General features: G+C 63.5%; 14 protein-coding genes. 6 read left to right on the top strand and 8 right to left on the bottom strand.

Annotated elements, in window-relative coordinates:
• Positions 1–22 precede the first annotated feature (22 nt).
• The gene (locus NKJ09_RS02575; RefSeq protein ID WP_023717647.1) at positions 23–1537 is read left to right on the top strand and encodes a sensor histidine kinase; all 1515 of its coding nucleotides are present in this window, start codon (positions 23–25) and stop codon (positions 1535–1537) included.
• A gap of 4 nt (positions 1538–1541) precedes the next feature.
• Here the strand turns inward: NKJ09_RS02575 and NKJ09_RS02570 are convergent, their stop codons facing one another.
• Complete coding sequence (locus NKJ09_RS02570; RefSeq protein ID WP_352494671.1) at positions 1542–2540, bottom strand: nicotinate-nucleotide--dimethylbenzimidazole phosphoribosyltransferase; 999 nt, start codon at positions 2538–2540, stop codon at positions 1542–1544.
• Positions 2541–2714: 174 nt separating this feature from the next.
• Here NKJ09_RS02570 and NKJ09_RS02565 point away from each other — a divergent pair, with 174 nt between their 5' ends.
• Positions 2715–2948 carry a DUF1289 domain-containing protein gene (locus NKJ09_RS02565; protein ID WP_031193575.1) on the top strand — a complete coding sequence of 78 codons (234 nt, stop codon included), beginning with the start codon at positions 2715–2717 and terminating at the stop codon, positions 2946–2948.
• Positions 2949–2961: 13 nt separating this feature from the next.
• Positions 2962–3666, top strand: coding sequence for a TIGR02281 family clan AA aspartic protease (locus NKJ09_RS02560; protein ID WP_352482604.1), 705 nt, complete (start codon positions 2962–2964; stop codon positions 3664–3666).
• A gap of 9 nt (positions 3667–3675) precedes the next feature.
• Here the strand turns inward: NKJ09_RS02560 and dusA are convergent, their stop codons facing one another.
• The 7 genes from dusA to NKJ09_RS02525 form a co-directional block, all read right to left on the bottom strand.
• On the bottom strand, positions 3676–4662 hold the full coding sequence (gene dusA, locus NKJ09_RS02555; protein WP_352494631.1) for a tRNA dihydrouridine(20/20a) synthase DusA: 987 nt from the start codon (positions 4660–4662) through the stop codon (positions 3676–3678).
• Between the two features lie 378 nt (positions 4663–5040).
• A complete protein-coding gene (gene msuE, locus NKJ09_RS02550) occupies positions 5041–5631 on the bottom strand; it encodes an FMN reductase (RefSeq protein ID WP_031193577.1) in 591 nt (196 codons plus the stop codon).
• 72 nt (positions 5632–5703) lie between these two features.
• Complete coding sequence (locus NKJ09_RS02545) at positions 5704–6759, bottom strand: aldo/keto reductase (RefSeq protein WP_023717652.1); 1056 nt, start codon at positions 6757–6759, stop codon at positions 5704–5706.
• A 20-nt stretch (positions 6760–6779) separates the two neighbouring features.
• Positions 6780–7727: an ABC transporter ATP-binding protein gene (locus NKJ09_RS02540; protein ID WP_352482606.1), complete on the bottom strand. Its 948-nt coding sequence runs from the start codon at positions 7725–7727 to the stop codon at positions 6780–6782.
• Positions 7705–8703 carry an ABC transporter ATP-binding protein gene (locus NKJ09_RS02535; protein ID WP_352482607.1) on the bottom strand — a complete coding sequence of 333 codons (999 nt, stop codon included), beginning with the start codon at positions 8701–8703 and terminating at the stop codon, positions 7705–7707. The genes NKJ09_RS02540 and NKJ09_RS02535 overlap by 23 nt, the downstream gene beginning before the upstream one ends.
• Before the next feature lie 2 nt (positions 8704–8705).
• On the bottom strand, positions 8706–9704 hold the full coding sequence (locus NKJ09_RS02530) for an ABC transporter permease (protein WP_352482608.1): 999 nt from the start codon (positions 9702–9704) through the stop codon (positions 8706–8708).
• Positions 9704–10690: an ABC transporter permease gene (locus NKJ09_RS02525; protein ID WP_023717656.1), complete on the bottom strand. Its 987-nt coding sequence runs from the start codon at positions 10688–10690 to the stop codon at positions 9704–9706. The genes NKJ09_RS02530 and NKJ09_RS02525 overlap by 1 nt, the downstream gene beginning before the upstream one ends.
• Positions 10691–11004: 314 nt before the next feature.
• Here NKJ09_RS02525 and NKJ09_RS02520 point away from each other — a divergent pair, with 314 nt between their 5' ends.
• From NKJ09_RS02520 to NKJ09_RS02510, 3 genes are all read left to right on the top strand, one after another.
• Positions 11005–12615, top strand: coding sequence for an ABC transporter substrate-binding protein (locus NKJ09_RS02520; RefSeq protein ID WP_352494629.1), 1611 nt, complete (start codon positions 11005–11007; stop codon positions 12613–12615).
• A gap of 65 nt (positions 12616–12680) precedes the next feature.
• Entirely contained in the window at positions 12681–13865 is a 1185-nt protein-coding gene (locus NKJ09_RS02515; protein ID WP_023717658.1) for an LLM class flavin-dependent oxidoreductase, read from the top strand.
• Between the two features lie 9 nt (positions 13866–13874).
• Positions 13875–14912, top strand: coding sequence for an ABC transporter substrate-binding protein (locus NKJ09_RS02510; RefSeq protein ID WP_352482609.1), 1038 nt, complete (start codon positions 13875–13877; stop codon positions 14910–14912).
• Positions 14913–14921: the final 9 nt, after the last annotated feature.

Here is a 14921-nt window from a genome sequence, read left to right as displayed (position 1 = left end):
GCCCGCGTAAATTGAAGACTTCATGCCCCTGCAACGCTCGACCACGGCGGACAAGTTTATTGTGGACCGCAGGAAACGCCATCGCAACAGCGATGTCGCGCGCGCGGTCCGCAAGACGCGCGACCGTCTTTCGCAGCAAGCCGGAAATCCCGACTTCGACCGCGAGCTGTTGAAGCTCCACGCGCTGTCGATGACCGGCGGCGTGATCGTCGTCCCGCTGCTCGTTCTGGCAACTGCCGCCGCAGGCTTGCTCGCGGGCGTCGGCAAGGAGATCGGCGTCTGGGCGCTGTTCACATTCATCTGCTACACCATCGTTGCATTCATGGCGAGACGCGTCACTCAGGCGTCCGAGCTCAACCCGCTGGAAACGCATAGGGATTTCCTGATCGGCCATTTTCTTTGCGGGCTTGGCTGGGCCTGGTTCGCATGGCTCGGCTGCGAAACTTGCCAAATCGATCAGTTCCAGGTCGCCAAGGCGGTGGTGCTGCTGCTCGCCATGTCGGCAACCGCGATCCTGGCATCGTCCCTGCGCGGTGCGCTGTTGGCGACCTTCGCCCTCCCGGTCGCCATCTATGCCTATGCCAGTGCGAAACTATGGCTGCCCGTCGAAGTGATCATGGCAGGTTTGCTGATCGCTTCGCTGCCTTTCTTCGCCTATGTGGCGCGCCAGCTCAACCGTTCCTCGCTGATGCTGCTGTCGTTCCGCTCCGAAAAGGATGCGCTGATCGCCGAACTGGAGACGGCGAAATCGATGTCGGACGAGGCACGGCGGCGGGCGGAAGACGCAAATCTGGCGAAATCACGTTTCCTGGCCTCGATGAGTCACGAACTGCGCACGCCGCTCAACGCCATTCTCGGCTTTTCCGAAGTGATGGCCAACGAGGTGCTCGGCCCGATGAGCAACCCGACCTATCGCGACTATGCCCGCGACGTGCATGACTCCGGACAGCATCTGCTCGACCTGATCAACGAAATCCTCGACTTGTCGCGCATCGAAGCGGGTCGCTACCAGCTCAATGAGGAGCCGATGATGCTGCTCTCCGTCGTCGAGGATTGCTGCCACATGATGGAGCTGAAGGCGCGCAACAAGGACATCCGCATCGTCCAGGATTTCGAAAACGCCTTGCCGCGCCTGTTCGCCGACGAACGCGCGGTGCGGCAGATTGCGCTCAACCTCTTGTCCAATGCCATCAAGTTCACCGCCACCGGCGGCGAAATCCGCGTGCGCGTCGGCTGGACGGCGGGCGGCGGGCAATATCTCTCCGTCAAGGACAATGGGCCGGGCATACCGGAAGACGAGATCCCGATCGTACTCTCGGCCTTCGGCCAGGGCTCGATCGCCATCAAGAGCGCCGAACAGGGCACCGGGCTTGGCCTGCCGATCGTGCAGGGCCTGCTGGCCATGCATGGCGGCGAATTCCAGCTCCATTCCAGGCTACGCGAAGGCACCGAGGCGATCGCCATCTTCCCGCTGAGCCGGGTGATGGAGGAACTGCCGGCGCTGCCGACCAAGGCGGTTGCTTCGCGCCGGCGCTGAATGCTTAACCGCGGACCGCGGCTGCCATGCCGGAGCTGGTCAGCGCGGCCGCCTTGACCAGTCCAGCGGCAAGAGCCGCCCCTACCCCCTCGCCCTGGCTGACGCCCAGATCGAGCAGCGCGCGAAGGCCGAGGCGCTCGGCGGCCTTGGCATGGCCCGGCTCCGGCGATAGGCTTGCGAGGAGACAATGATCGAGCGCGGCGGGGTTGGCGGCATATAGGGCGGCAGCGGCCGCGGTCACCGCAAACCCATCGAGCAGCACCGGGATCTTCTGCATCCGCGCCGCCAGAATGGCGCCGCAGATCGCTGCGAATTCCCGTCCACCGACCCGGCGAAGCGCTTCCAGCGGATCCTTGAGGCTCGCGCCGTGAAACGCCATCGCGGCATCGACCACCTCCGCCTTGCGCCTCTGCATCGCTGCGTTGGCCCCCGATCCAGGGCCGACCCAGTCGGCGCCGGTGCCGCCGAACAGGGCCGCGCAAAGAGCCGCGGCGACAGTCGAATTGCCGACGCCGAGGTCGCCAAGGCAAAGCAGGTCGGTGCCGCCGGCAATCGCTTCCATGCCGAAGGCCATGGTGGCGGCGCAACCGCGCTCGTCCAGTGCCGCGTCCTCGGTGATGTCGGCTGTTGGAATGTGCAGAGCCAGATCGAACACCTTCAAGCCGAGATCGTTGGCGATGCAGATCTGGTTGATCGCTGCACCGCCGGCGGCGCAGAGTTCGACCGCATTTGCCGTGGCGGCGGCGGGGCGCGGCGAAATGCCGTGGCGGGTGACGCCATGATTGCCGGCAAAGATCGCCACCAATGGCCGCGTCACCGCCGGTGGCGCGCGGCCGCTCCAGCCGGCGAGCCAGGCGGCGACGTCCTCGATGCGGCCGAGCGAGCCTTTGGGCTTGTCTGCCTTGGCAAACAACTGGCGCACGCGGGCGTTGGCCGCCATATCTGCCGGCGGCAGGCTCACCAGAAGGTCGCGAAAATCGTCGAAAGGCAGCGCGCTGGTCATGTCGATGGCGATCGTCCCTGTGAATTGGTGAGCGGCATAGCCGCCTTGGCCAGCCGGCACAACCTCGGCGTAACTTGGCGGTATTGACGCGAAAGCACTTGTTGGCGGCGCACCCCGGAGGGCTTGCATTGACTTTGTCGTTGCACCATGTGGAGGCTAGCCAAGGAAATCCTCATGACGGCCATTGAATCCCCGTGCATCCTGGTCTGCTCGATCGACATGAAAACCGGTTTCTGTTTCGGTTGCGGGCGCACGCGCGAGGAAATCGCCGCCTGGATCGACATGACCCCGCAAACCCGCCGCAGCGTCATGGCCGAGTTGCCGGCAAGGCTGGAAACGGTCGAGCGACGCCCCCGCCGGGAAACCCGTCGCAGCCGCATGGCACGCGAACGCGACGCCCTCTCGTGAACCGGCCGCAGAGATGAACCGACTGTTGTGGATTCTGATCGTCGCGATCGGGGCGGGTGTGCTCCTGCTCATGCTCAACGATTCCGCCGGCAGCACGTTCGGCATTGAGAATTACGATTTCAGCCAGCTGATCTGGCTTGGCGCTTTAGCGGCGCTCGTCGGCGCCGGCCTGCTCAGATCGGGCAGGCCGTTAGGCACCATGGCCCGCAGCCTCGGCGCCTGGGGTGCCATCGTGCTGGCGCTGATCGCCGGCTATCAGTACCGCTATGAGTTGCAGGATTTCGCCAGCCGCGTCACCGCCGGCTTTGTTCCCGGCAGTCCGCTGGCACTGGGCGTGGACGAAGGCCATGCCACCGTCACCCTGGACAAGGCCGGCAACGGCCATTTCGAAGCGCGTGTCACGATCAACGGGACGCCGATCCTGACGGTTGTCGATACCGGCGCGACCAGCACCGTGCTGACCGCCGAGGACGCACTGGCGGTCGGGTTCAATTCGGCGGCTCTCCGCTTCACCATACCGATCTCTACCGCCAACGGCATGACACGCGCCGCCGCCGTAAAAACCGATGAGCTGTCGATCGGCGGCATCGTGCGCAAGGACATGCCCATCATGATCGCCGCACCCGGCACGCTCGGCCAGAGCCTGCTCGGCATGAATTTCATCGGCTCGCTATCGGGCTTCGACGTCCGTGGCGATCGCATGATTTTGCGGGATTAACTTCTTTCCTCAGGCCGCCTCTGCGGTCCTGCCGAAATCGACTTCTGCGAAAGCCGCCTTGAGCACCTGCGGTCCGGCACCCGGCTTTGTCGCCTCGGTGGAAAGGATCTGCCGATAGCGGCGTGCACCGGGCAGGCCGTGAAACAGCCCGACCATGTGCCGGGTGACATGCCCGAGGCGTCCACCCTGCTCGATATGGCGTGCCGCGTAATCCGCCATGGCATCGATCAGCGCGGCAAAATCGAACGGCTCAGCCGTGCCGCCGTAAAACGCGGCATCGATGCCGGTCAGTATCCCGGGCGTGTGATAGGCGGCGCGGCCGAGCATAACGCCATCGACATGGTCGAGATGCCTCAGCGCCTCTGCAAGAGATTGAATGCCGCCATTGATGCCGATGAATTTGTTTTGTTTTCTGGCTTTCAGCCGATAGACGCGGCCATAGTCGAGCGGTGGGACGTCGCGATTTTCTTTTGGGCTCAGACCTTCCAGCCAGGCCTTGCGGGCGTGCACCCACAGCGCGTCGGCGCCGGCCGCGAAAACACCGTCGGCCAAGGCATCGAGTGCCGGTTCCGGATCCTGCCCGTCGACGCCGATGCGGCACTTGACGGTAACCGGTATTTTCACCGCCGCCTTCATCGCAGCGACGCAATCCGCGACGAGCACCGGCGTCTTCATCAGGCAGGCGCCGAACGTGCCCGACTGGACGCGGTCGGACGGACAGCCGACATTGAGGTTGATTTCATCATAGCCGAAGGCTTCGCCGATGCGCGCCGCCTCGGCCAGCTTTCCCGGATCGGCGCCGCCGAGCTGCAGCGCCACCGGATGTTCGCTGTCGTCGAAGCCGAGCAGCCGCTCGCGTGCGCCGTGGATGACCGCATCTGCCACCACCATCTCGGTGTAGAGCAGCGCCTCGCGCGTCAATTGGCGATGGAAGAACCGGCAGTGCCGGTCCGTCCAGTCCATCATAGGTGCAACGGCAACTTTGTGTCCTAACATACTAATTTTATTATCTTTTTTATGCGTCAGTCCGTCCAATACCCTGTTGGAACGACTGAGCAATTTGGAAAGAAGCGCGTAGCCAAACGTAACCGAATTTACGACTATGCTGGCGCAAACTGAAGGCCATTTAGCACATCACGCCGCTCACTGCACACGTGGTGCACACGAAATCTTCCGTCATCCCACCGGCCCGACCATCGATCAGATGACCATCAATAGCTTCGCTTGGCTGAACAAGGCCTTGACACGCAACTGGCATGCACACTGCCTCAACCACTTTAGTGACAGCATCGGGCTGTATCGACTTCAAAGGCGTTGCCTGCGGCTTATCGGCGAACTGAATTTGCTCTCCGCTAGTCTGAGCAATGTTATGCGTCAGCCCGAGGCCAGCCTGACCGGTTGGCTGTTCGGCTGCCGCGCGGAAAGCAGGGCCGCGAACTGGTCCACAGCCTGTCCGGCCCGCGCCAGGACTAGCGGATCCACGAGCTTGCCATCGGCAAAGTCGCTGTCGCTGCCGTAGACGGCGCTCGGCACGGTCAGTGCGGAGTAAAAGCCGAACAACGGGCGAAGCTGATGCTCGACCACCAGAGCGTGGCGCTGGCCGCCGCCTGTCGCGCCGATCAGCACCGGCCGGTCGACAAGCGCCAGCGGATCGATGAGGTCGAACAGATGCTTGAAGAGGCCGGCATAGGAGCCGTTGTAGACCGGCGTCGTCACGATCAGCGCGTCGGCCTGTTCGACAGCCTCCACCACATTCAGCGCCTCCGGCGTCAATTCCTTTCGCGTGAACGCAGCACCCAGACCACGGCCGGCATCGACAAGATCGAGGAAATTCACCGTGGCGGATAATCTTTCGCGCAGTGCCTCACCCAGATGATGCGCCAGCGTCCGTGATTTCGATGGCCTATGGGTGTTGCCTGACAAAACGACGATGCTCTGGCGCAGCCGTTCGACATGGAAATTCATGGGCTCTCTCATCTGTCCGAAACGATTGGAGACTCTGGCGGGCCGCCGGCCCCGCCAGTCCACAGCTGACCGTCAGGCGGCGCGCAGAGGCCGCGTCAGCGGGATCGGTGCGGCCGGCTCGGAACGCGGCACGCGGCCTTCGACCGGATGGCTCGGATCGTTGAATCGGTGCGTCGAGGCATGGCCGGCTGTGACGAGGCGGTCGACAAAGGCCTCGTCTTCAGCGGTCAGCCTGAAGTCCAGCGCCTTAGCGTAGCTGTCCCACTGTTCCTCGGTGCGCGGGCCGGCGATCGCCGCCGTGACCAGCCGGTTGTTCAGAACCCAGGCCAGCGCAAAATCGGCGGCGGAGACGCCGCGTGATTTTGCGTGCGCCGCGATCTGCCTGGCGATCTCAATCGATTCCGGGCGCCACTCGGTCTCGGCGATACGCTTGTCGCCACGGCCGGCCCGCGTGTCGGCAGCTGGCGCCTGGTTCGGCTCGTATTTGCCGGTCAGCACGCCGCGCGCCAGCGGGCTGTAGGAGACGACGCCAAGACCAAAATAGGCGGCGGCCGGCAGTTGCTCAGCTTCGGCGGTGCGGTTGACGATGTTGTAGAGCGGCTGGCTGGCCACCGGCCGGTCGATGCCGAGTTCATCGGCGAGATGCGCGACTTCGGCAATGCGCCAGCCACGGAAGTTCGACACGCCGAAATAGCGCAGCTTGCCTTGGCGGATGAGGTCTGCAATCGCCCGTACCGGCTCCTCCAGCGGCGCATCGAAGACGGCACGGTGGAAGTAGAACAGGTCGATGTAATCCGTCCCGAGGCGGCGCAGGCTGTTCTCGACGGTCTGGATTACCCATTTGCGCGAATGGCCGCCAAGATTGGGACCCTTGTCATGCGAGTTGACGAATTTGGTCGCTACAACCCAATGATCGCGCGTCGCCTTGATGCCGCGGCCAACGATTTCTTCGGACTTGCCGTTGTGGTAGACGTCGGCGGTATCGATGAAATTGATGCCTTGCTCGCGCGCCTTGTCGATGATGCGGTGTGCGACATTTTCCTCGGTCGGCCCGCCAAACATCATCGTGCCGAGGCTGAGCGGCGAAACCTTCAAGGCGCTGCGGCCAAGATAGCGGTAATCGGACATTTTTCTGCTCCGTTGAACTTTCAGTTGAGGGTTGGTTCGGCGTAGTGGCAGGCGACGTGGTGTCCCGCCGCGATCGCCCGGAATGCCGGCTCCTGCGAACGGCAAAGATCGGTCGCCAGCGGGCAGCGCGTGTGAAAGCGGCAGCCGCTCGGGATGTTCTGCGGGCTCGGCAGGTCGCCATGGATCGGCGCGGCCTGACGCCGGCGCGACGGGTCCGGCACGGCGTCCATCAGCGCGCGCGTGTAGGGGTGCTTGGGCGAGGTCCACAGCGTCGCATTGTCGGCGCTTTCGACGATGCGGCCGAGATACATGACCAGCACCCGGTCGGCAAAATAGCGGACCACCGACAGATCGTGCGAGATGAAGAGGTAGGACAGGCCGAGCTGCCGCTTCATGTCGACTAGCAGGTTGAGGATCTGCGCCTGGATCGAGAGGTCGAGTGCCGACACCGGCTCGTCGCAGACGACCAGTTCCGGATTGAGGATCAGCGCCCGTGCTATGCCTATGCGCTGACGCTGACCGCCGGAAAATTCATGCGGGTAGCGACCGAGCGAATCCTTCGGCAGACCGACACGCTCGATAATGTCCTCGACGATGCCGCGCCGCTCGGCCTTGTTGCCGATGCCATGGACTTTCAGCGGCGCGGTCAGGATGTCGCCGATCGTGTGGCGTGGGTTGAGCGATGCGAACGGATCCTGAAAAATCATCTGGATATTGCGGCGCGCCGCCTTCAGCCGGCTGGCGTCGAGAACGGTGATGTCGGTGCCGTTGAACTCGATCTTGCCGCCGGTCGGATCGACCAGCCGCATGATCGTCTTGCCGAGTGTCGATTTTCCGCAGCCGCTTTCGCCGACGAGACCAACCGTTTCGCCGCGCCCGACCTCGAGGGAAACGCCGTCGACAGCGCGCAGCGCACCGCCCTGGGCGTGGAAATGCGTCGAGAGGTCAGAGACCGAGAGCAACGCCATGCGCAACCTCCGGAATGAAGCTGTAGGGACAGGCAACGAGGCGATCCTCGCTCACCTCGACGAGGTCGGGTACGAAATGGGCACAGCTGTCGCGCGCCACCGCGCAACGCGGCCGGAACGGACACCCTCTCTCGCCGGCAGCCGAGACGATGCTGCCGGGAATCTCCGTCAGTCTGGCGTCGCGGTAGTGGAGATTGGTCTTCAGCCGCGGCGACGCAGCCAGCAGGCCGCGCGTGTAGGGATGAAGCGGTGTTCTGAACAGCGCGCCCGGCAACGCCTGCTCGACCTTGCGGCCGGCATACATGACGACGACCTTGTCGGCCCATTGCGCGACGACACCGAGATCGTGGGTGATCAGCACGACCGCCATCGACAGTTCGCGGCGCAGCGTATCGAGCAGGTCGAGCACCTGCGCCTGGATGGTGACATCCAGCGCCGTCGTCGGCTCGTCGGCAATCAGCAGGCGCGGCCGGCAGGCAACGGCGATGGCAATCATGACGCGCTGGCGCATGCCGCCGGAAAGCTGGTGCGGATAGTCGTCGATGCGGCGCTGCGGATCGGGAATGCGCACAAGCGAGAGCAATTCGATCGCCCGCGCCCGCGCTGCCTTGCCGCGTATGCCCTCGTGCAGCGTCAGCACCTCGGTGATCTGCCGGCCGATGGTCAGCACCGGGTTGAGCGAGGTCATCGGCTCCTGGAAGATCATCGCGATCTCGCGCCCGCGCAAGTTCCGCATCGCCTTCTGGTCGAGACCGAGCAGATCCCTGCCGGCGAACTCGATCCTGCCATTGGGGATCTTCGCCGAGCGCGGCAGAAGCTGCATCAGGGCAAGTGCTGTCAGCGATTTGCCGGAGCCCGATTCGCCGACGATCGCCAGCGTCTCGCCTTCGCCAACCTCGAAACTCAGCCGGCTGACCGGCTCGGTGGTCGGGAAGCGAACCGTCAGATTGTCGACCCTGAGCAAGGGAGTGGCCATCTCTAGCGCTCCTGCGAGAAGCGCGGATTGAGCGCGTCGTTGAGGCCGTCGCCGATCAGGTTCAGCGCCAGCACGGTAAAGACGATCGCTAATCCCGGCAGTGCCGTCAGATACCAGGCGGTTCGGATCAGCTCTCGACCGGCTCCGATCATCGAGCCCCAGCTGACGACATTGGGATCGCCGAGGCCCATGAAGGACAGCGCCGATTCCATCAGGATCGCGGTTGCCACCATCACCGACGAGGTCACGATCAAAGGTGGCAGCGCGTTGGGCAATATCTCGCGGAAGATGATGCGGGCATGGCCGTAGCCGAGGCTGCGGGCAGCCATGACGAAATCCTTCTCGCGGATGGCCCGGAATTCGGCACGCGTCAACCGCGCCACCGTTGGCCAGGTGATGACGGCGATCGCCACCGTCACCACAGGCGCCGTCGGCTGCGCGATCGCCACCATGACCACCAGAAGCACGAAGCTCGGTATGGTCTGAAAGATTTCGACCAGGCGTACCAGCAGGTCGTCGATCCAGCCGCCGAAATAGCCGGCGGTAGCGCCGACGAGGATGCCGAAGCTGAGACCGAGCGCGGTCGCCATCAGCCCGACGAACAGCGAAATCCGCGCGCCATGCAGAATGCCGGAAAGCACGTCGCGGCCCATCGAATCCGTGCCCAGCGGGAAGGCCGGATTCTGCCCCGGCCACAGGAAGGGCCGTGCTACCATCGACAGAGGATCGGCCGGATAGAGGACGGGCGCCAGCAAGGCTGCCAGCACGACAAGCGACAGGAACACCACGCCGAACATGGCGTTGGGATTGCGCAGGAAAACCTTCAGCGCCCGGCCACCGGCCGCAATCGGTACCGACGCCGCAGAGGCGGAGCGCGCGTCGGGCGCGTGAAGATTGCTCCAGCTCTTCGCCTCGGGTTCAGCCGGCACCGCAGGCTCGCGGGTATCGGCATAGAGGCGGCGGGAGCGGGCATCGCCGGCGGCGAATTCGGTGGAAGCCATCAGCGTACTCCGATGCGGGGATCGAGCCAGGCGTGCAGCAGATCGACGGTCGCATTGGCGACAATGACCAGCAGCGACGACAGCAGCAAGATGCCGAGCAGCACCGTGAAATCACGGCCCATGACCGCCTCGAAGGCGAGACGCCCGAGGCCAGGCCAGGAATAGACGGTCTCGACGACCACGGCGCCGCCGAGCATGCCGCCAACATGCATGCCGGCCATGGTGGTGATGGGGATCAGTGCGTTGCGCAGGACATGCCGGATGGTGATGACGGTCGGCGACAGGCCCTTGGCGGCGGCGGTGCGCACATAGTCCTGCGACTGGACTTCCAGCATCGCCGCCCGGGTCAGCCGCGCATAGATCGCCACGTAGAACAGTGCCAGCGACAGCGCCGGCAAGATCATGTAGCGCACCTTGTCCCAGAGGCCGGCAAGGCCGGTCAGGTTGCTGCCGATGGTTCCCGAACCGCCGCTCGGCAGCCAGCCGAGCTTGACCGAGAACAGGACGATCAGCATCAACCCGATCCAGAAGCCCGGGATCGAATAGAACAGCAGCGAAACGACCGAAAGCAGACGATCCGGCAGGCGTCCCGAAAACACCGCCATCAACGATCCGAGGACGAGACCGAGTGCGATGGCGATGGTCAGCGCCACCGCCATCAGCAACAGCGTTCCCGGCAGCCGCTGGCCGATCAGGTCGGCGACCGGCATGCCGTAGCGCGGCGAAAAGCCAAGACTGAAATGCGCCAGATTGTAGAGATAGTTGAACAGCTGGACGAGCAGTGGATTGTCGAGTCCGAAGCGCTGGCGCAACGCCGCCATGGTTTCCACCGTGGCCGAACCGGCCTCGCCGGCCATGACGTCGGCGGCATCGCCCGGCGCAAGCTGGAGCAGGAAGAAGTTCAGGATCACGATGCCCAGAACCGTTGGCACCGCCTGGATGGCCGTGCGCCGAAAGGTTCTGCCAATGCGCGTCAGGGTCGACATCGTTTTCGCTATCCCGGCTGTGGCTGACGATGCGGGTTTGCTGTTTCCCGGAAAGTTCCGTGCTTTTTAGTTGACAAGATTTATAGACATTGTCAAACCTGATTTAAGAAATTTTGTTCTGAAAATGGCAATGTTTCAGAATAGAATTTTATTTCATGCTACAAAAATAGCCGTTTGAAGTATGAAATCTTAAGTGCGGGAGCGAAGCGGCCAAATCTTTTCACAAACGGGCCGGCTCTTGGAACGATGGATTTTTCACCCGGCTGCCGACGACCGGCCGATTGATGCCGGCAGCAAAAAAGGACCAAGGCGCCATGTCTCATTTCCTCACCCCGAACCGCCGTAGGTTTCTCGGCCTTTCGGCAACAGCGCTCGGAGCCACCCTATTGCCCGCATCGCGCGGCGCCTACGCAGCCGAGCCGAAACAAGGTGGAACGGCGACGCTGCTGCTCTCGGCCGAGCCGCCGGTGCTGACGACGATCGCCCACACGGCGTTCAATTCCGTCTACGTCTCGGCAAAGACCACCGAGGGCCTGCTGACCTACGATTTCGATCTCACGCCGCGCCCGTCACTGGCCAGGCAATGGTCGCTCAGCGACGATGGCCTGCAATACACTTTCAAGCTGCGCGAAGGCGTGAAGTGGCATGATGGCCAGCCATTCACCGCCGCCGACGTCGCCTATTCGATCGCCACGATCAAGGATGTTCACCCTCGTGGCCGCAACACCTTCCTCAATCTTATCGACATCCAGACACCGGATCCGCTGACCGTCACGCTGGTGCTGTCAAAGCCGGCGCCTTACCTGATCACGGCGCTGGCCGCGGCCGAAACGCCGATCGTGCCCAAGCATCTCTATGACGGCGGCAAGGCAGCCGAAAATCCGGTCAACGTCGCGCCGGTCGGCACCGGCCCGTTCGTCTTCAAGGAATGGGTCCGCGGCAGCCACATCGTCTATGAACGCAACCCTGATTATTGGGACGCGCCGCGCCCCTATCTCGACCGGCTGATCGTGCGTTTCATCCCGGACGCTTCGGCGCGTGCCTTGGCGCTGGAAACCGGCGAGATCGACCTGGCGCCGGCAACGCCGATCCCGTACAGCGACTTGCAGCGCTTCGAGACGCTGCCGCATATCGGCTTCGAGAAACAGGGCTATCAGTATTCCAACGGTGTCAGCCGGGTCGAGTTCAACCTGGAGAAACCCTATTTCCAGGATGTTCGGGTCCGCCGCGCCTTCGCCCATGTCATCGACCGCAACGTCATCCGCGACACCATCAACTATGGCTATGGCGAGACCATGCCCGGTCCGATCAACCCCAATCTGAAAAAATGGTTCGTCGCCGACCTGAAGACCTATCCGGTCGACACTGCCGCCGCCGAGAAACTGCTCGACGAAGCAGGCTTGCAACGCGGTGCCGACGGCACCCGCCTCAAGCTTGTCCACGACTATGTGCCGAGCGGCGAGACCTACAAGCGCGGCGCCGACTACATCAAGCAGGCACTGGCCGCGGTCGGGATCGAGGTCACCGTGCGCAGCCAGGATTTCGCCACCTACACCAAGCGCATCTACACCGACCGCGATTTCGACTTCACCTTCAACGGCATGAGCAATCTGTTCGATCCGACGGTCGGCGTGCAGCGGCTCTACTGGTCGAAGAATTTCAAACCGGGCGTGCCGTTCTCCAACGGGTCGAAATACAGCAATCCCAAGGTCGATGAACTTCTTGAAGCTGCCGCCGTCGAGGTCGATCACGAAAAGCGCTTCGAGCAATGGGCCGCGATCCAGCAGATCCTTGTCGAGGACCTGCCCGACATCGGCATCGTCAGCCAGCCGGAAATCACCCTCTACAACAAGCGCATCGCCGATCACACAGTGGGCGCCGAGGGCAATGCCGGCAGCCTCGCATCAACCCATATCGTCGCCTGATCCGCCGCCCCATGCGCGGTCTTTCGCGCATGGCATCTCTTTCTCCTTCCCCGAGAGATTCCCCCATGACGCTCGCCCACAAGCCTGGTTCCATCGTCGGCACGCCCTTCTTCAAGGCGCCGACCGACTATCCGGACAGCCCGCTATCGAAAGCGCTTCAGCAGCCGGTGCTGCTCGGACTGTTCCTGCCGATCCAGGCCGGCGGCTGGACCAACTCGACCCTGCCGCGCTCGACCGACTGGCGCTTCGATTACAATCGCGACCTGACGCTCAAGGCCGAGGAGCTTGGCTTCGACCTCGTCTTTGCGCTCAGCCAGTGGCTGCCCAAGGGCGGCTATGGCGGGGTCTTCAACGGCCAGGCGCTGGACAGTTTCGTCTCCATTGCAGCCATGGCCGCGATCACCAAGAAGATCATGCTGATCTCGACCATGCATGTTCTCTACGGCCCGTGGCATCCGCTGCATCTGGCCAAATTCGGCGCCACGCTCGATCACATTTCTGGCGGCCGCTGGGGCATCAACGTGGTCACCGGTCATCGCGCCGTCGAACACGAGATGTTCGGCTGGAACCGCATCGAGCACGACCGTCGCTACGAACTCGCGGCCGAGTTCGTCGAAGTGCTGCAGCGGCTGTGGCAGGACGACGAGAATTTCTCCTTCTCTGGAGAATCGAGCTGGAAGCTTAATGGCGGCTTCGTCACGCCGAAGCCGAATTACGGTCGGCCGATCCTGGTCAATGCCACCGGCTCCGATGCCGGCATTTCCTTTGCCGGCCGTTATTCCGACATCGTCTTCGTCACCAGCCCGGCCGGCTCCGACATCGCCAGCGCGCTGGAGGCGCTGCCGGCGCATACGAAGAAGGTGAAGGACGCCGCCCTCGGTGTCGGCCGCACCGTGCGCACGCTGCTCAATCCGCTGGTCATCAGCCGTCCCACTGAGAAGGAAGCCTGGGCCGTCGCCGACCAGATCGTCGCCCGTGCCGACAGCCGTACGCCGAAAGGGTTCCAGACCTTCAACAGCGACGCCCAGGCCTGGAAGGGCCGCGAAGGCCGCGACGATCCCTACGCCAAGGTCGGCGGCAACATTTATCTCATCGGCACGCCCGAGCAGATCGTCGACCAGTTCGTCAAGCTCAAGGACGCCGGCATCGATGGCCTGCAATTGTCCTTCTTCGACTTCAAGCCGGACCTCGAATTCTTCGGCGAGAACATCCTGCCGCTGATGAAGCAGGCCGGCCTGCGCAACGCCTGAGGAGCACTCATGACCACGACTGCGATCTCCGAAATCTGGTACACACGCTGCCCGGTGCCGACGCCTGTCGGGCTTGCGGCGCAGCTCGGACTTCTCGACGAAACCTTTCGCAAGGAGGGGATCGAATTGAAGTCGATCATCGATTCACCCAACCGCGACATCCGCCAGAGCCATTTCAACCACACACTCGACTGGTCGTTCCGCCACGGCGGCAACGTGCCGCCGATCCGTGCGCGGTCCGAAGGGCGCAAGACGCGTCTCGTCGGCATCACCTGGACCGACGAATTCCAGGCGATCATCACCTTGCCCGGCACCGGCATCAGAACAACCCAGGACCTGAAAGGCCGCCGCTTCGGCATCGCCCGGCGTCCGGAAGGCATCGTCGACTTCATGCGGGCGACGGCGCTGAAAGGGCTGGTCTCGGCGCTCTCGCTTGAAGGCCTCAGCCATGCCGACGTCGAGATCGTCGACATCGCGCTGACCGACAGCGTGCTCGACAGCCAGGAAGGGCCGTCGCTGTTCGGCCTCAAGCGCAAACAGGCCTATGGCGAGGAGGCAGCCGCGCTGATCCGTGGCGAGGTCGACGCCATCTATGTCAAAGGCACGGCCGGCATCAATGTCGCCAATCTGATCGGCGCCATCCAGGTCGCCGAATTCGGCTTTCATCCCGACCCGAACATCCGCATCAACTCCGGTTCGCCGCGTGTGCTGACCGTCGACGATTTGCTGGCCGAAGAGCGCCCTGATCTGGTCACGCGCCTGATCGAGACGATCCTGCGCGCCAGCGCCTGGGCTAAGGCGCATCCGGAAGAGACGCGGCGCTTCGTCGCCCGCGAATCCGGCGCCACCGAAGAACAGGTGCTGGCCGCCAACGGTCCGGATGTCCACAACCATCTCGGCCTCGGACTGCAGCCTGAGCTCGTCGCGGCGATTTCCCACTACAAGGATTTCCTGCGCGACTGGGGTTTCCTTGCCAGCGATTTCGACGTCGAGGCCTGGGTCGATCGCCGGCCGCTCGATCAGGTGACCATCCGCGCCGCCGCCTGAGAGGAAGCC

Origin of the sequence: Mesorhizobium sp. M0189 (genome assembly GCF_040322135.1) — a bacterium.
Lineage (GTDB): Bacteria > Pseudomonadota > Alphaproteobacteria > Rhizobiales > Rhizobiaceae > Mesorhizobium.
Note: the sequence above shows the minus strand (reverse complement) of the source record. Positions and strands in the feature narration are given on the sequence as shown.